This window comes from Kitasatospora sp. NPDC089509, assembly GCF_044749365.1.
In the GTDB taxonomy this organism is placed as follows: Bacteria; Actinomycetota; Actinomycetes; order Streptomycetales; family Streptomycetaceae; genus Kitasatospora.
This window is the reverse complement of record NZ_JBIVHS010000009.1, coordinates 220,608-239,282: the sequence shown is the minus strand read 5'-3', so window position 1 is coordinate 239,282 and position 18,675 is coordinate 220,608. Positions and strand designations below refer to the sequence as shown.

2 protein-coding genes are annotated in these 18,675 nt (G+C 77.0%); both read right to left on the bottom strand.

Translation table 11 applies throughout. The annotated features are described in order from the left end of the window. Nucleotides 1-15: 15 nt before the first annotated feature. Entirely contained in the window at nt 16-3,561 is a 3,546-nt protein-coding gene (locus tag ACIP4P_RS21245) for an amino acid adenylation domain-containing protein (RefSeq protein ID WP_400920578.1), read from the bottom strand. Further along, entirely contained in the window at nt 3,558-18,347 is a 14,790-nt protein-coding gene (locus tag ACIP4P_RS21240; RefSeq protein WP_400920576.1) for an SDR family NAD(P)-dependent oxidoreductase, read from the bottom strand. The genes ACIP4P_RS21245 and ACIP4P_RS21240 overlap by 4 nt, the downstream gene beginning before the upstream one ends. Nucleotides 18,348-18,675 lie beyond the last annotated feature (328 nt).

Sequence of the window (18,675 nt, the reverse complement as noted above, 5' to 3'; positions counted from 1 at the left end):
TGGTGCCGGGACCGGTCAGGACCGTCGCCCCCTTCTGGTGCGCCGCTCGGCGAGCGCCGACGCGTCCCGGGAGCGCCGCTGCGGCGCCCCGGCGGAGGTGGGGGCGGACTCGGCCAGACCGGCCGCCAACGCGCGGACGGTCGGGTACCGGAACATGCCCAGGCGGGTGACCGGCAGGCCGAGCCGCTCGCGCAGCAGCGCCGCGACCGAGGTGAGGCGCAGCGAGTCCCCGCCCACGTCGAAGAAGTTGTCGTCGGCGCCGACCCGCTCCAGGCCCAGCACCTCGCACCACGCGGCGGCGATCCGCTTCTCCAGCTCGGTGCTGACCGGCGCGCCGGCCGACTCGACCGGGTCCGGCACCGGCAACGCCCTGCGGTCGACCTTGCCGTTCGGGGTGAGCGGCAGCGCCGGCAGCACCGCCACCGCCGCCGGGACCATGTAGCCGGGCAGCCGCTCCCGCAGGGCGGCGCGCAGCCCGGCCCGCTCCACCGGCTGCCCTCCCCCGCCGACCACGTAGCCGACCAGGCGGCGTTCGCCGGGCCGGTCCTCGCGGACCAGCGCCACCGCGGCCGTCACCCCGGGCAGCCGGCGGAGCGCGGACTCCACCTCGCCCAGCTCGATCCGGTAGCCGTTCAGCTTGATCTGGCCGTCGATCCGCTCCAGGTACTCCAGGCGGCCGTCCGGCAGGTGGCGCACCAGGTCGCCGGTGCGGTAGGCGCGGCCCGCGGCGGCCTCCGGGGCCGGGACGAACCGTTCGGCGGTCAGCTCCGGACGGCCCAGGTAGCCGTCGGCGACGCCGTCGCCGGACAGGTACAGCTCGCCGGGGAGGCCCGGGGGGACGGGCAGGCCGCGCTCGTCGAGCACATGGCAGCGGGTGTTGCCGATGGGCCGCCCGATGGTGACCGGCTCGCCGGCCCGCACCCGGTCGACGGTGGACCAGATGGTGGTCTCGGTGGGGCCGTACATGTTGTACAGCGCGCCGACCCGCCCGACGAGGCGCTCGGCCAGTTCGGCGGGCAGCGGCTCGCCGCCGCACAGCGCCCGCAGCGCCGGGTCGCCGGCCCAGCCCGCGGCCAGCAGCATCTGCCAGGTGGTGGGCGTGGCCTGCAGCACGGTCGGCCTCGACCGCTCGATCCGCTGCCGCAGGGCGAAGCCGTCGGCGGCCTCGGCGGCCGGCAGCACCTCCACGGTGCCGCCGCGGACCAGCGGCAGGTAGAGCTCCAGTCCGGCGATGTCGAAGCACACCGTGGTGAGCGCCAGCAACGAGTCCGCGGAGCCGAAGCCCGGGTAACGGGCCATCGTCCAGAGGAAGTTGACCAGCGCGCGGTGGCCGACCCGGACGCCCTTGGGCAGCCCAGTGGAGCCCGAGGTGTAGATGACGTACGCGGCCGCGTCCGGGTCCGAGCGGTCGATCGGGGCCGCCGGGAGCTGCGCGCCGCCCTGCGCCGGGGCGCCCTCCGCCGGGACGACCGGGACGGCGGTCACCGGGAAGTCGGCCAGGGTGCCGCCGAGCCGGGCGTCGGTGACCACCAGCCGCGCACCGGAGTCCTCCAGCATGTGCCGGATCCGGTCGGGCGGGTAGATCGGGTCGATCGGCACGTACCCGGCGCCGCTCTTGAGCACGGCGAGCAGCGCGACCAGCAGCTCCGGGGAGCGTTCCAGGTAGACGCCGACGAAGCCGCCGGGGCCGGCGCCCAGGCCGACCAGGTGCCGGGCCAGCCGGTCGGCTGCCTGGTCCAGTTCGGCGTAGCCGAGCTCGCGGTCCTCGAAGCGGACGGCGACGGCGGCGGGGGCGGCGCAGGCGAGGTCGGCGACCAGCCGGCTGACGGTGGTCCCGCTCGGGTACTCCTCGGCCGTGTCGTTCCACCGGTCCCGGAGCAGCCGCCGCTCGTCCGCGTCGAGCAGTCCCAGGGTGCCCAGCGGCCGGTCCGGCTCGGCCGCGGCGGCGGCGAGGAACAGCTCGAACCGGTCGGCGATCCATGCCATATGACGATTCGTCAGGTCATGTCCGGCCGTGAAGCGGACCGTGCCCTCGGAGTCGATGCGGACGGTCAGGGCGCGGGCCGCACCGGCCCCGGCGCCGGTGGCGGGTTCCGTGCCGGGGAGCACCACCGCGACCGGCAGCCCGGCCCGGACGGCGGCCAGCCCCGGGTGCCGCAGCAGGAGGTCCTGCCGGTACGGCGAGCGGCCCCGGACGGCGGCGGTCTCGGCGGCGACCAGCCCGGCGAGTTCCGGCAGCGTCCGGTCGAGCGGGTCCTCCGGCGTGCGCAACGGCAGCTCGGCGGCGAGCAGCCCGCCGGCCGGGCCGGTCGGCACGGCGGTGGCCAGCGCGACGTCCCGCTCGCCGCCCCGGGTGAGCCGGGCCAGCAGGGCGAGCACCGCGGCCAGCGCGGTCGCCTCGGGCGCCACCGCACCGGCCCGCAGGGCCGCGGGCAGCGCGACCGGACGGGCCTGCGCGGCGGCCTGAGCGGTGGTCAGCGCGCCGTCCTGCGCCGCGTCCTGCGCCGCGGCCTCCGGGAGCCGGCCGAGCCGGGGCGGCAGCAGCGGCTCCAGCGTGCCGAGCACGGCCGACCAGTGCCGCTCCCCCCGGAACGCGGCCCGGCCGGCCCGGGCCAGCTCGGCCACGGCCTCGTCCCCGAGCTGGGGGAAGCGCCCGTCGTGGGCGCGGGTCAGCAGCTCGGCGACGGCCGCCGGGTCGATCCGCTCGCCGGTCGGCTCGGCCAGTCCGGTGAGCCGGACGTCCCGGTCGACGGTGGCCACGGTGAGGGCGTCCGGGTCGACGCCGACGACGGTGCCGGGCGCCTCGGTGGACGGCCGGTCGGACACCTCGGCGCCGCGCACGGCCAGCAGCCGGTCGCCGAGGGCCAGCAGCGGGACGCCGAAGTCGTTGCGCCGGTGCCCGAACGCGGTCGCGCGCACGGCCGCGTCCAGCTCGGCGGCCGGGCGCCGCCAGTCGACCACGCCGCCGCGCGGCAGTCCGTCGTACCTCCCGTGGTACGTCCGCAGGTCGAGGTCCTGCGGCGTGCGGGTGGCGGTGCCGGCCGCCAGCTCGTCGACGAGTTCGCCGAAGGACTCCACGGCGGCGTCGAAGCAGGCGACGTCGAGCTCGTGCACGGTGTCGGCCGGACCGACCGGGACGGCGCGCCGCTTGAGCACGTCGCCGGTGTCGGCCTCCTCGGTCATCACGTGCCAGGTGACGCCGTGGTCCTTGTCGCCGTCCAGGATGGCCCAGCTGGTGGCGAACAGGCCGGCGTGCCGGGGCAGCGGCCCGTCGTGGAAGTTGACCGGCAGCCGGGCGGGCAGGGCCAGCACCGGCGCCGGCAGCATCCGCAGGTTGGCGATGCTGAACAGGTAGTCGAACTCCAGGGGAGCCAGCCGGTCGGCGAGGTCCCGGTCGAGCCGCACGGCCGACAGTCCCTCACGCTCCGCCCAGGAGCGCAGCTCCTCGTCGGGCGACACCACGGCGGCCACCCGGTGCCCCCGGGCGAGCAGCAGCCTGGTGCACTCCACCAGGAGCGGCTCCTCGCCGATCACCACACAGCTGAACGGCTCGGCCGTCATCGGGCGCCTCCTTCGAACCCGCCGCGCTGGGACAGGAGTTCGGCCAGCAGCTCGTCGACGGCCTCGTCGGACAGGCCGGCGACCAGGCGCTCGGCCTCGTCGGGCCCGCCGGTCCCGACGGGCCCGGCCGTTTCGACCACAGGGGCCGACGGCGGCGCGGCGGGAGCAGCGGGCACGGCCGGGGCGACGGGAGCCGGCGGTGCCACGGACCGGAAGTGCTCGGCGAGCCTGCGGATGGTGATCCGCTCGAACAGCAGGGTGGCCGGCTGGGGGCCGTACAGCGCCTCCAGCGCGCGGGTCAGTTCGAGCGTGACCAGCGAGTCCACCCCGTAGTTCTCGAAGGTCAGGTCGGGGTCCAGCTGCTCGGGGGCCATCTCCAGCACCCGGGCGAACACCGCCGTCACCTGTTCCAGCGCGTCGGACCCGGCGCTCCCGACCGGCACGGCGGCCTCGACCGCCGTCGCCGCCACAGCCGCCGTGACCGCCGTGACCGCCGTGGCCGGGACCGCCCGGACCACCGGCACGACGCCGTCGCTGACCGCCGCGATGACGCTCTGGAAGGCCGGCCCGGCCCCGGTGGTCGGCGCCCCGGCGCTGACGTCCCGGAAGCCGCAGCCCGCCAGCACGTCCCGCCACTGGCGCTCGCTCGCCAGCGGCGAGTGCGGCATCCGGTGGTCCGCGTCGTCGAACAGCCACCAGCCCGCCGTCAGGCCGAAGATCAGCGCCAGCCGGCTCTGCGGCAGGGTGCCCTCGGTGAGCAGCAGCACCCCGCCCCGCCGCAGCAGGGACTTCGCCCGGGTCAGGGTGTGGGCCAGTCGGCCGGTGGCGTGGAACACGTTCGTGCCGAACACCACGTCGTGGACGCCGGTCGGCGCGCCGCCGCCGGGCCGCTCCGCCTCGATGTCCAGCGTCTCGAAGCGGACGAAGGGGTGGTCCGCGCCGAACCGCTGCCGGGCCCGGCGGACGAAGGCCGGGGAGACGTCGGTGAAGACGTACTCGACGGAGTCCGCGTAGGGGGCGAGGGCGGCCAGCACGGTCGCGGTGGTGCCGCCGGTGCCCGCGCCAACCTCCAGGACGCGCACCGGGGCGCCGGGCTCGGCGGAGCGCCGGGCCTCGACCTGCTCGACGACCAGCCGGGCCACCTCGGCGTTGCAGTGGTCGGTCACCGGGTCGCCCCGGTAGACGGCCGCGACCCGCTCCGCGGAGCCCTCCGGGAACAGCACGTCCATGGCCGACACCCGCCCGGTGAGCACCTCCGGGAGCACCGCCAGGCAGTCCCGCAGCAGCCCGGCGACCGGGACGATGCCGGGGTGGCGGTCCATCAGCGCCGCCAACTCCCGCCCCACGGCGGCCTCGTCCTCCACCGGGCGCCCGGCCGGGCGCAGGCCGTCGCCGTCCGCCACCAGGTACCCGGTGGCGACCAGCAGGTCCAGCTGGGCCCGGAACAGCGCGGCGTGCTCGGGGACGACGCCGACCCGGGCGGCCAGCTCGGCGCGGTCGCGGACGGCCGGGGCCTGCTCGAACACGCCGGCCCGGCGCAGCACGGCCGCCAGCAGCCGGTGGGTCAGCTCCTCGGCCTCCGCCACGGCGAGCTGGTACTCCGTCAGCGCGCCGTCGGTGGCGGAGCTCCGGGCGACCGTCACCTCGGGCCGCCGGACCGGGTCCCGGCCCGCGGCCACGGTGAGGGTCCGGTCCGGGTCGACGCCCAGGCCGTCCAGGATCTGCCGGTCGGCGTCCAGCGCGAACACCTGGGGCACCGCGGACCCGAGGGTCCGCTCGACGGCGGCCATGCCCCACTCGGCCGTCAGCGGCCGTACCCCGGCCGCCTCGAAGCGGCGCAGCACCCGCTCGCGTTCCGCGTCCCCGCCCGCGTGCCAGTAGCCCAGGTTGAGCACCCGCACCGGGAACGGCAGGGTCCGGGCGGCGTGCAGGGCGTACGCGTCGGCGAAGGTGGAGCCCGCGGCGTAGCCGGCCTGTCCGTGGTTGCCCTCGAAGGCGACCCCGGAGGAGAAGCAGAGCACGAAGTCGAGGGACTCCCCGCGGACCGCCCGCAGCACGCTCCAGGTCGAGTCGGCCTTGGACTCCAGGGCGACCCGCAGCCGGTCCTCCGGCAGCTCCCGGACGACCTGGTTGACCAGCACCATCGCGGCGTTGATCACGCCGTGCAGGGCGCCGAACTCGCTCCTGGCCAGCCGGACGGCGCCGGCCAGCTCGGCCGGGTCGTTGGCGTCCAGGGCCAGGTAGCGCACCTCGGCCCCGGCGGCCTCCAGTTCGGCGACGGTCCGCCGCCGGGCCTCGTCCAGCGGCGAGCGCCCGACCAGGACCAGCTTCGCCCGGTAGGTCCGGGCCAGGTGCCGGCAGGTGTCCCGGCCGACCGTGCCCAGCCCGCCGACGACCAGGTAGACCCCGCCGGTGCGGAACCGGGTCGCGGCCGCGGGCAGTTCGACCCGCTCCAACCCGCGCTCGCGCCGGACGCCGGCCCGGACGGAGACCGGGACCGGCCGGGCCGGGAACGGTTCGGCGACGATCGCCGGGACGCTCTCGCCGGCCTCGGCCGAGCGCACGTCGACCAGCGCGACCTTCAGGTTCGGCCACTCCTTGGCCACCACCGCGGCCAGGCCGGCCAGGCCGACCGGCCACGGGCCGGAGGCGTCGTCGGCGCCGAGCGGGTACCCGTCCGTGGTGACGACCTTCAGTCGCAGCTCCCGGTCGGTCAGTCCGTGCCGGTCCAGGGCTCGCACCAGGCGGTACAGGGAGACCACGCCGCGGTCCAGGACGGCGCGCACGGCGGCCCGGTCGGCGGGCTCGTGCTCCGGCCCGGCGTCGAGGAAGTAGACCAGGTCGGGGCCGCCGGCCCGGGTCAGCGCCCGGTCCAGCTCCGCGTCGGTGAGGCCGCCGGGCCCGACGGGCAGCCGCCACACCTCCGCGTCCGCGTGCGCACCGGCGATCGCCCCGGCGGGCCCGGCGTCCAGCCGCGGCCCGACCAGCAGCACCCGGCGGGCGCGCCCGGCGGTGCCGTCGGCGGCCCGCGCGGTCCACACCGGCCGGTGGACGAGCAGCGCGGACGGCTTCGCCTCCCGGTAGGTCAGCCCGGTGAACCGGACCCGCACCGCGCCCGACCCGTCCAGCACCAGGACGTCGCAGCGGTCGGTGCCGGTCTCCCGGACGTACGACCAGCCGGTCTCCGGGACGGCGCCGAAGACCTCGACCCGGTCCACCGCGAAGGGCAGCAGCGGCAGTCGACGGCCGGCCCGGCGCCGGGCCAGCAGCGCGGCGACGGTGTGCAGGGCGGCGTCCAGGATGCCCGGGTGCAGCGCGTACCCGGACTCGCCGGCGGCGTCGCCGAGTCGGCCGAGCACCTCGTCGGCGCCGGTCCACACCTGCTGGACCCGGCGGAAGAACGGCCCGTAGTCCAGGCCCTGTTCGACCAGCAGCCGGTAGAAGCCGGCCCGGTCGGGGCCCGGCTCCAGGCGGGAGGTCAGCGCGGCGAGGTCGACCGCCGGGGGCGCCGCCGGGGCGTCCGTCAACCGGCCGTACGAACGGGCCGCGCCGTCGGGCCCGCGCACCTCGTAGCGGTCGCCGTCCAGGGCGATCGACACCAGGGCCCCGGTCCCCTCCACGGCCAGCGGGGAGACCCAGCGGACGTCGGCGAACGCCCGGCCGGTCAGCCCGCCGCAGGCCCGGGCGACCAGGTCGAGGTGGCCGACGCCGGGCAGGATCGGCCGCCCGTCGACCACGTGGTCGCGCAGCTCCGGCGCCTCGGCCGACAGCGGGTGCCGGTACGGGCCGTCGGCCGGAGCGGCGACCGGAGCAGCGACCGGGGTCGCCGCCGGGAGCTCCGCCACGGCGGCCGGAGCGACGTCCAGCCAGTGCCGCACCCGCGCGAACGGGTAGGTCGGCAGCGGCACCCGGCGGCGCGCGCCCGGCCGGAGCCGGTGCAGCAGCTCCCAGTCGAGCGTGATGCCGGAGACCCACATCCGTCCGAGCAGGTCGTCGTCGCCCGCCCTGATCTGGGCGGCCAGGAACTCCTCGCCGCCGACGCCCTGGGCGAACAGACCGGCCAGCGGCGGGTGTTGCTCGACCCGGCCGCGGTGCAGCCACTGGCCGCCCTCGCCGCGTCCGATCGCGTCGAGCCTGGCGGCGGCGTCGGCGAGGTCGGTGGCGACGAACGCCAGCCGCTCGGCCAGCGGCTCGCGGCCGACCCGCAGGGTGTGGGCCACGTCGGCCAGCCGCGGCCGCGCGACGTGCTCCGCGGGTTCGGTCAGCGCGCGGCCGAGCCGGGCCGCGTAGGCGCGCAGCCGCTCCTCGTCGCGGGCGGACAGGGTGATCAGCTCCGGCCCGTCGGCGTCGACCGGGGCCGGCTCCGACGGCAGGTACTCCTCGACCACGACGTGCGCGTTGGTCCCGCCGGCGCCGAAGGAGCTGACGGCGGCCCGGCGCGGCAGCGGACGCCCGTCGGCGTCCCGCACCGGCACCCACGGGGCCGTCTCGCGCTGCACGGTGAACGGCGAACGGTCGAAGTCGATGGCCGGGTTGAGCTCCTGCGCGTGCAGGGTGGGCAGCAGGGTGCCGTGCCGCAGCTGGAGGACGGCCTTGGTGAAGCCGGCGATGCCGGCCGCGCCCTCCAGGTGGCCGATGCCGGACTTCACCGAGCCGAGCGCGCAGAAGCCGGTGTCGGAGGTGTGCTTGCCGAAGGCCTTCGCCAGCGCGGTGTGCTCGATCGGGTCGCCGAGCGCGGTACCGGTGCCGTGCGCCTCCAGGTGTCCGATGGTCCGGGCGTCGATCCCGGCGGCGGCCAACGCCTGTTCCACCAGGGCCTGTTGGGCGCGCGGGTTGGGCACGGTGTAGCCGCTGGTGCGACCGCCGTGGTTGACGGCCGTCGAACGGATCACGGCGTGCACGGTGTCGCCGTCGCGGACGGCCTCGGAGAGGCGCTTGAGCAGCACCGCGCCCACCCCCTCGCCGGGCACGTAGCCGCTGCCGCCCGCGCCGAAGGCCCGGCAGCGGCCGTCGGTGGAGAGCATCGACTTGCTGCTGAGGTGCACGTACTTGTCGGGGTGGACGGACACGTTCACCCCGCCCGCGAGGGCGTAGGAGCACTCGCCGCGCCGGATGCTCTCGCAGGCCTGGTGGAGCGCCACCAGGGAGGCCGAGCAGGCGGTGTCCACCACGACGCTGGGCCCGCGGAAGTCCCCGAAGAAGGAGACCTGGTTGGCGATCGAGGACCGGTTGGCCAGCACCACCTGGTGGTTGCCCCGGGCGGACTCGGTGGCCGCCAGGACGGCGTAGTCGTCCCACATCACGCCGACGAACACGCCGACGTCGTGGCCCTCGCCGCCGAACCGCGGCGCCGGGATGCGCGACGGCGGGTACCCGGCGTCCTCCAGCGCCGACCAGGCCGTCTCCAGGAACAGCCGCTCCTGCGGGTCCATCGAGCGGGCCTGCTTGGGCGAGATCTGGAAGAACAGGGAGTCGAACGAGTCCACGTCGTCCAGGAAGCCGCCCCACCGGCCGTAGCTGCGGCCGGGCGCGGCCGGGTCCGGGTCGTACAGGGCGTCGGCGTCCCAGCGGTCGGCGGGGACCTCGGTCACGCAGTCCCGGCCGGCCGCCAGGTTGCGCCAGAACTGCTCCAGGTCGGCCGCCCCGGGGTAGCGGCCGCTGATCCCGATGACGGCGATCGGCTCGTCCGGCTCCGCCGGGCGGGATGCCCGGTCGGCCGCCGGGTCGGTCACCGGCACGGTCACCGACCCCGGCACCGGGGCGCCCAGCGGGACGGCCCGGCTCCCGGTCCCGGTCCCGACCTCGACCTCGGCCTCGACCTCGGCCGGGAACAACCGGGCCACCGCGTCGGCGTGGTCGGCGAGCAGGTGGTCGGTCAGTTCGTCGACCGTCCGGTACTCGAAGAACACGCTGCCGCTGAGCCCCGGGAAGTCCTTGCCCAGCAGGGAGTTGGCGTCCATCACCAGCACCGAGTCCATGCCGTAGTCCTGCAGCACGACCCGGCTGTCGAGCCGGCCGACGGGCAGCTTGAGCACCCCGGCCACCACGCCGCGCAGGTGCTCCAGCAGCCGGGCCCGGTGGCCGGCCCCGGCCGGGCGGCCCGCCGCGGGGGCGACGGCCGGAGCGAGCGCCGGTACGACGGCCGGGGCGGGCCCGGCCGGGGCGCCCGCGAGCGCCGCGTCCAGCGCCGCCGGGTCGCCCCAGGCCGGCACCAGCCAGGGCCGCCCGGCGGCGAGCGCCCGTTCGAAGGCCTCGACGCCCTGCTCGGCCGTCAGCGCCGCCATCCCGGTGCGCCGGGTGTACGCGGCCAGCTCCTGCTGCCCGACCAGTCCGTCCACGCCCCCGACCGCCCAGAGCGGCCAGGCGAGCGACAGGCTGCGGCCGTGCCGCGTCCCCTCGCGGGTCCGGTCGTCGCGCAGCGCCGTGTAGAGGTCCGCGAACCGGTTGCCGGTCGCGTAGCTCGCCGCGCCGAAGTCGCCGACCAGCGAGGAGACCGAGGAGAAGACCACGAAGAGGTCCAGCTCGTCGTCCCGGGTCAGCCGGTCCAGGTGGACCAGGCCGTGGGTCTTGGCGGCCAGCACCCGGCCGAACCGGACCCGGTCCCCGTCGGTGACGTGTCCGCCGTCGGCGACGCCGGCCAGGTGGAAGACGCCGTGCGGGGCGCCGAAGCGGGCCCGGGCGGCGGCCAGCGCGGCGGCGAGCTCCTCGGGCTTCGCCACGTCGGCGCGCAGCGCGCAGACCTCGGCGCCCAGCCCGGCGAGCTCCCGGTGCCGGTCCAGCGCCGCGGCGTCCGGCTCGGAACGGCCGATCAGCACCAGCTTCGCGCGGTACGTCCGGGCCAGGTGTCCGGCGAGCGCGTGCCCGATCGCCCCGCTGCCGCCGGTGAGGACGTAGACGCCGCCCTCGCGCAGCCGGGGGCGCTCGTCGGCCGTCTCCCGCTCGGCGCCGGTCAGCGGCCGCAGCACCCGCACCGCGCGCCCGCCGTCCGCCGTGCGGCGCACCTCCGCGCCGGCCACCGCGGTCGCGGCGGACAGCTCGACCGCGAGGGCGGCGGCGAGTTCCTCGGCGGGGGTCCGCCCGTCGACGGCCAGGGTCAGCAGCTCGAAGCGGGGCGCGACGGCGGCCGTGGAGCGGGCGAAGCCCGCCAGCGCGGCCCACTCGGGCCGGTCCCGGCCCTCGTCCTGGGTGTGCACCAGGGCGCAGCGGACCCGGCCGGGCAGCGCGCCGGAGCGCACCGCGTCCAGCACGTCGAGCACCGTGGCACAGGTGCGGTCGAGCAGGTCGGCCGGGGACTGCCCGGCGGCCGCGGCGGCCCCGGGGAGCACGGCCAGGTCGAGGCCGTCGGCACCGCTCAGGTCGGCCAGCGTCTCGCCGAGCCGCGGGCCCTCGGCGACGGTCACCACCCGGCGCCACACCCCGGCGGCGGCCAGCGCCGCCTCCAGCTCGGGCCGACGGCCGATCAGGGCCAGGGTGCCGGCCGGGCTCTGCTGCCCCGGCTCGGCGGCGGGCTGCCAGTGCGGCGCGTAGAGCCGCACCTGTCCTGCCGCAGCGGCAGGCGTCGACGCCGAAGCCGTGCCCGCGGTGGTCCGGCCCGCGAAGTCCCGCAGCTCGGCCAGGACTCGGCCGTGCTCGTCGTACAGGGTGAGGTCGAAGTGGCGGACCCCGGCCGTCTCACCAGTCAGCCGGGCGTGCGCGTACCGGACGGCGGTCGACCGGTCGGGCCCGTCGAGCGGGCCGACGGGGTCGAGCGGATCGACGGGGTCGAGTGCCCCCAGGCTGAACGGCACCGCCAACTCGCCCCGACCGGGGGCGGCGGTCCGACCGGCCCAGTGACAGGCCCGCAGGGCGCCGTCGAGCAGCGCCGCGGACAGCTCCGGCCCGTCGACCGCCCCCGACCCGCCGAGCCGGACCAGTGCCTCCCCCGGCCCGCTCCGGACCTCCTCGACGACCTGGTACGACTGGCCGTACGCGAAGCCCGCGGCCCGGTAGTCGGCGTACACGGACGCCCGGTCCCGGACCGGCGCCAGCCGGCCGCGGACGTCGTCCAGGCGCTGCGCGCCGGCCCCGGCCGCCGGGGCGGGCACCACGCCGCCCCGGGCATGGGTGGTCCGCCCGTCGCCCTGCCCGCTGTACACCTCGAAGCCGAGCCGGTCCCCCTCGGGCCGGAACGCGACGTACAGGTCCAGTTCGCCCCGGGGCAGTTCGACCACCCGCCCCCAGACCACGTCCCGCAGGGCGTGCCGCACGCCCGGCTCGGCCAGACCGGCCGCGGCCCGGACGAACTCCAGGGTGGCGGCACCGGCGAGCAGGGCCCGGCCCTCGATCAGGTGGTCGCGCAGCAGGCGGTCGGCCGCGCGCAGGGTCTTGCGGAACCGCACCTCCGCGACCGTCGACTCATTGGCGTCCACCAGCGGGTGGGGCGCCGTGACGCCCAGGTCCGGGTCCAGCGGGATCCAGTAACGCTCCGGCGCGAACGGGTAGTTCGGGGCGCCGACCCGGCGCGGGGCCGGGCCCGGCCGGGCCGCGTGCCAGGCCGCCCAGTCGACGTCCGCGCCGGCCAGCCAGCGGCGGGCCGACTCCGCCAGGGCGTCGTCACCGGTCACCGCGGGGACTGGCCCGCCGTCGGCGTAGCCGCGCAGCGCGGCGAGGAGGTCGGCGCCGTCGGTGGCGACCACCGCGAGCCGGGCCCGCATCGCCTCGCGGCCCACCTGAGTGGTGAAGCAGAGGTCCGCCAGCGGGACGCGGGCGTCCGCCAGGAACTCCGCCGACCGGGCCGCGTAGGCGCGCAGCCGCTCCTCGTCGCGGGCGGAGAGCAGGTACAGCACCGGCTCGTCGGCGCGCTGCTCCCCGGCCGGCCGGCCGGCCGACGGGTCGGGGCGCGGCGACTCCTCCAGCACCAGGTGGGCGTTGGAGCCGCCGGCGCCGAAGGAGCTCAGCCCGGCCCGGCGCGGCCCGCTGCCCTCCGGCCAGGCGGCCGTCCCGCGCTGCACCCGGAACGGGGAGCGGTCGAAGTCGATGTTCGGGTTGAGCTCGGCGCTGTGCAGCGAGGGCACCAGGGTCCGGTGGGCGAACTGCAGCAGCACCTTGGTCAGTCCGGCCATGCCGGCGGCGGACTCCAGGTGGCCGACGTTGGACTTGACCGAGCCGATCGGCCAGGTGCCGGGAGCGGCACCGGCCTCGCGGTAGGCGTTGGTCAGACCGGTCAGCTCGATCGGGTCGCCGAGGTCGGTGCCGGTGCCGTGGGCCTCCAGGTAGCCGATGTCCGTCGGGGTCACCCCGGCCCGGGCCATCGCGTCGGTGATCGCCCGCTGCTGCGCCCGGGGGCTCGGCACGGTGTAGCCGTTGGTCCGGCCGCCGTGGTTGACGGCGCTGCCCAGGATCACGCCGTGGATCCGGTCGCCGTCCTCGACGGCCCGGCGGTACGGCTTGAGCAGGACGGCGCCCACGCCCTCGCCCGGCACGTAGCCGTCCCCGCCGGCGCCGAAGGCCCGGCAGCGGCCGTCCGAGGAGAGGAAGCGGCCCTGGCTCAGGAACGCGTACTTGTACGGGTGCACCGAGACGTTGACGCCACCGGCGACGGCCAGCTCGGTCTCGCCCCGGCGCAGGCTCTCGCAGGCCAGGTGGATCGCGGTGAGCGAGGACGAGCACATGGTGTCCAGGGCCATGCTCGGGCCGGACAGGTCGAGGGCGTGGCTGACCCGGTTGGCGATGGTCGCGAAGGACGAGCCGGTCAGCGGCCGGCCGCCGCGCAGCGCGTCCAGCGCGCCGTGGAACTGGTACTCGCCGTACATGACGCCGACGTACACGCCGACCGGGCGGCCGGCCAGGTCGGCCCGGCGGTACCCGGCGTCCTCCAGCGCATGCCAGGAGGTCTGCAGGAACAGCCGCTCCTGCGGGTCCATCACCTCGGCCTGGCGGGGCGAGATCCCGAAGAAGACCGGGTCGAAGCGGTCCACGTCGCGCAGGAAGCCGCCCCAGCGGGTGTGGGCGCGGCCGGGCGCGGCCGGGTCGGCGTCGTACCAGCGGGTGTGGTCCCAGCGGTCCGCCGGGATCTCGGTGACGCAGTCGCGGCCGGCCAGCAGGTTGCGCCAGAACTCGTCCAGGTCGTCGGCCATCGGGAAGCGGCCGGCCAGGCCGATCACCGCGATCGCCTCGTCCTCCGGCAGGGGGGCCGCGTCCTTCCCGGCGAACCCGCGCCGGACGGAGCGGGCCGGGCGCCCGACGGCCTTGGTCGCGGTCGGCGCGGAACCGGCCCCCGGGGCGGACGCGGCCCCGCCCAGCAGGACGGCGGCGTGCTGCTCGGCGAAGAAGTCGGCCAGCTCGCCGAGGGTCGCGTACTCGAAGAACAGCGTCTTGGAGAGTCCCTCGAAGCGCTGGTCCAGCTCCCGGTTGAGCTTGGTGATCACCAGCGAGTCGATCCCGTAGCGGTCGAACGGGCCGTCCTCGGCCAGTTCCTCCGGGCCGAGACCGGTCTCGGCGGCGATCAGCCCGCGCAGCAGCCGCAGCGCGGCGGCCCGCGGCTCGCCGTCGGCGCCAGGGTCGTTGTCGTCGAGCACGGGCGCCGGCACGACAGCGGATGCGGCGGCCCTGGGCGCCGCCGGGGCGGTGAGCGCGGCGGCGATCCGCCCGGTGTCCCCGTACCCGGCGATCAGCGCACCGCCCGCGCCGAGCGCCCGCTCCAGCAGGGCGAGGCCGGCCGCGGTGGGCAGGACGCCGAAGCCGGTGCGGTCGGCGATCCCGGCCGCCGCCTCGGCGCTCTGGCGCATGCCGCCGTCGGCCCACATCGGCCAGGCGATCGCGGTCACCCGCCGATCGCGCTCGGCGTACGCCTCCAGGAAGGCGTTGGCGTACGCGTAGTCGCTCTGCCCGACGCTGCCGATGTGGGCGGCGATCGAGGAGAAGGCGACGAAGAAGTCCAGCGGATCGTCGGCGGTGGCCGCGTCCAGCGCCCGCAGCCCGGCGACCTTGGGCGCCAGGACGGCGGCGAAGTCCTCGGCGGACTTGGTGAGGGCGAAGCCGTCCCGGAGCACGCCCGCGGCGTGCACCACGCCGTTCAGCGGCCCGAACTCGGCCCGGACCTCCGCCAGCCGCTCGGCCAGCGCGGCCGGGTCCGACACGTCGGCGCTGCGGTACGCCACCCGGGCGTCCAGCGCCGCGGCCGGCTCCGCGGCCCGGCCCAGCAGCACCACCCGGGCGTCGGCACGGCTCAGCAGCCAGTCGGCGACGGCCCGGCCCAGTCCGCCCGCGCCACCCGTGACGAGGTAGACGCCGCCGTCGCGGATCCCGACCGCCGGGGCCTCCTCGGCGACGCCGACCGCCGGGACCAGGCGGCCCGCGGCCGCATGGGCGACCTCGGGGTCGCGGCCGTCCCCGGCGAGTTCGGCGGCGAGCGCCGCGGCCTCGTCCACCCCTTCGGCCAGGCCCACCGCCTGGACGGCGAGCAGCGGGTTCTCGGCCCGGACGGCGCGCGCGAAGGCCGCCAGCGCGGCGCGCTCGGGGAGCGCTCCCCCGGCGTCGTGACGGTGCAGCAGCAGCACCCGGACCGGCGCGGTCGGGCGTGCCCGGAGCAGCTCCCGCACCAGGCGCAGGGCCTGCTCGGGCGCCGGCTCGTCCACCAGCAGGACGGCGGGGGCCGCGGCCGGGAGGTCCTCGGCGTGGTCGACGGCGGTGACGTCCGCGACACCGCCCGCGGCCAGGATCCCGGCCAGCCGCTCCCGGCGCTCCGCCGTCCCGGCGACCACGACGGCCCCGGCCACGACGGCCGCAGGCGCGACAGCATCGACCGGCGCCTCGACCGGTGCGTCGACCCAGCGGCGGACCAGCAGCGCCGAGCGGTCCGACCCGCGCAGCACCCGGACGGCGAGTTCGCGCAGCTCCGCCAGCACCCGGCCGTCCGGGTCGACCACGGTGAGGTCGGCGCGGGCGACCTTGTCGCCCAGGTGGGAGACCGTCACCCGGACCCGGCACGGCCCGGCCACCGGCCCGTGCGCGACCAGCTCGCCGAGCGCCATCGGCAGGAAGCCGTCGGCCGCGTCGCCGTAGGAGCGGGCGAGCAGGACCACCAGTGCGTGCAGGGCGCCGTCCATCAGCGCCGGGTTGAGCAGGGCGCCGTCCAGCGCCGAACCGGCGGGCGGCTCCAGGGTGCCGAGCGCCTCGCCGTCGCCCAGCCGGACCTCGGTCAGCGCCCGCATCCGGGGCCCGTAGTCCAGTCCGCGCGCCCGCAGGGCGGTGTAGCAGTCCCGGTGGGCGACCGGTTCGGGGCAGCGGGCGGACAGCACCGCCAGGTCCACCGGGTCGGCCGGGTCGGCCGTCGCCGCGCGGAACCCGCCCGCCGCGTGCACCAGTTCGCCGTCGGCGAGCTCGAAGCCGCCGCCGTCCGGCTCGCGCCAGAGCGAGGCCAGCACGGTGCGCGGCCCGGCCGCGTACGAGAGCGGCTGCTCGAAGCTGACGCCGTTCAGCCGGACCGGGCCGCCGAGCGCCGACTCGCCCGCCGCGCGCGCCAGTTCCAGCGAGCCGACGGCCGGCATCACCGGTTCGCCGCCGACCCGGTGGTCCGCCAGGTAGAACTCGGTACCGGTCCGCGCACTGCTGAAGGCAAGACCGTCCAGGTCCGAGACGTTCCGGTCGAGCATCGGGTGCGGCCCGCCGTCGCCGGCGACCGGCGCGGCGGCGGCGTCCGGGCCGGCCATCCAGCACCGGCGCCCCTCGAACGGGTAGGTCGGCAGCGGGACCCGGCCGCGCCGCTCACCGGCGAACCACTGCGCCCAGTCCACCTCGGCACCGGCCGACCAGGCGCGGGCCACGGCCGCCCAGGGGCCGTCCGCCACGCCCAGCGCCGGGCCCTGCGGTTCCTCCCCGGCCGGGCGCAGCGGGATCCGCGCGGACCGGCCGGCGGCCGCGGCGGGCACCTCCCGGCCGGGCTCGGCCAACCCGGCGACGCCGTCGGCGAGTTCGACCGCACCGGTCGCACAGGCGGCGGCCCAGCCGGCCACCCCGTCCCCGTGCACGGCCGCCGGGCGCAGGCCCCAGTCGAGCCAGAGCCGCCCCAGCGCGTACTGCAGGGCGAAGACCAGGCCGGGCTCGCCGTGCCGGTCCGCGCCCGCCGCGAGCGCGGCCCGGTGGTGCTCGGCGAAGGCCGGCTCGGCGGCGCACCAGCGCTCGGCGAGCGCCCCGGCGTCGGCGACCCGCTCGGTGAAGACGAAGGACGGCTTCCCGGCGGCCGGCCGCTCGGGCAGCTCGGCCGTGCGCAGCGCGTCGGCCAGGGCCGCGCGGTCGGCCCCGGCGACGGCGAGGCGGTACTCGTGGACCCGGCGGCCCACCGCCAGGGTGTGGGCGACGTCCGCGAGCGCGGCCTGCTCCCCGCCCTCCAGGTGGGCGGCGAGCCGGTCGGCCGCGGTGCGCAGGGCGGTCGTGGTCCGCGCGGACAGGACCAGCACCTGGGTGGCGCGGGAGCCGTCGGCGGCGGGCGCCGCCGGGGCCTCCTGGAGGACGGCGTGGGCGTTGGTGCCGCCGATGCCGAAGGAGCTGACGCCGGCCCGCAGCGGCCCTTCGGCGGTCCACGGCACGGTGTCGGTGCTGATCCTGAACGGGGTGGTGGCGAGGTCGAGGGCCGGGTTGGGCTCGTGGTGGTTGACGGTCGGGACGAGCGTGCGGTGGCGCATCATCAGCGCCGTCTTGATCACGCCCGCGACGCCGGCCGCGGCGTCCAGGTGGCCGATGTTGGACTTCACCGAGCCGATGGCGCAGAAGCCGGACCGCTCGGTGCCCGCCCGGAACGCCTTGGTGAGCGAGGAGACCTCGACCGGGTCGCCGAGCCGGGTGGCGGTGCCGTGGGCCTCGACGTAGCCGATCGACTCCGGGTCGACGCCGGCCACGGCGTGGGCCTCGCGGATGACGGCGACCTGCCCGGCGGCGCCCGGGGCGGCGAAACTGACCTTGCCCGAACCGTCGTTGTTGGTCGCCGAGCCCTTGATCACCGCGTGGACGGTGTCGCGGTCGGCGATGGCGTCGCGGAGCAGCTTGAGCACCAGGACGCCGACGCCGTTGCCGAGCACCGTGCCGCTGGCCCCGGCGTCGAAGGTGCGCACATGGCCGTCCTTGGACAGGATCGCGCCCTCTTCGTACAGGTAGCCCTTGGTCTGCGGCAGCTTGACCGTGACGCCACCGGCCAGCGCCAGGTCGCACTCGCCGTTGATGAGCCCCTGGCAGGCGAGGTGGATGGCCACCAGCGAGGTGGAGCAGGCGGTCTGCACGGTGTAGCTCGGGCCCCTGAGGTCGAGCTTGTAGGAGAGCCGGGTGGCCAGGAAGTCCTTGTCGTTGCCGACCATCACCGCGAAGTGGTTCGACGTGGTGGTCTGGTCGACGCGGGGCAGCACCTCCTGCTGGAGGTAGGTGTTGATCGCCGCCCCGGCGTACACGCTGATCAGTCCGTCGTAGCGGGCCGGGTCGTAACCGGCGTGTTCCAGGGCGGCGTGACCGGTCGTCAGCAGGACGCGGTGCTGGGGATCGGTGATCGCGGCCTCGGCCGGGGTGTACTCGAAGTACCCCGTGTCGAAGAGGTCGACGTCCGGGATGACGCCGTGGGCCGGCACGTAGTCCGGGTCGTCCAGCAGCCGGGCGGGGACGCCCGCCGCCGCCAGTTCCTCGCGGCTGAACCGGGTGATGCCCTCCCGGCCCTCGCTCAGCAGGCGCCAGAAGGACTCCAGGTCGTCGGCGCCGGGGAACCGGCCGGCCATCCCGACGATCGCGACATCCGTCTCGGCCACCTCGGCCTCGGAACTGCTCACTGGCCCAACTCTCCCAACGTCCGGGCGCCCGTCCGGGCGGCGCAGGCGGTGTCGTTCCGTACCACGGCAGCTGTCGGCCGACCTTTTCGGACGGCCGATGAATGACAAGCGGGACGCACGCAAATGACCTCCGGAATACGACGTCCGGAGATCTCTCAGGGAATTCACAGGAAGATTGGCATAGAAGCCGGCCCCCCGACTCCGCGATACCCCCCGATACCGCGCCCCGAGCCTAGCCCGACCGACCCGGGCAGCACCAGGATTGATCGAACAATTGTGGCCGACCTGCCTGCCAGGCAAATGTCACGCACGCGTCAAAATGCCGTGC

What these genes read in the sequence shown, in the direction of transcription:
- ACIP4P_RS21245 (WP_400920578.1), bottom strand. Translation starts at nt 3,561, where the DNA reads ATGACGGCCGAGCCGTTCAGCTGTGTGGTGATCGGCGAGGAGCCGCTC.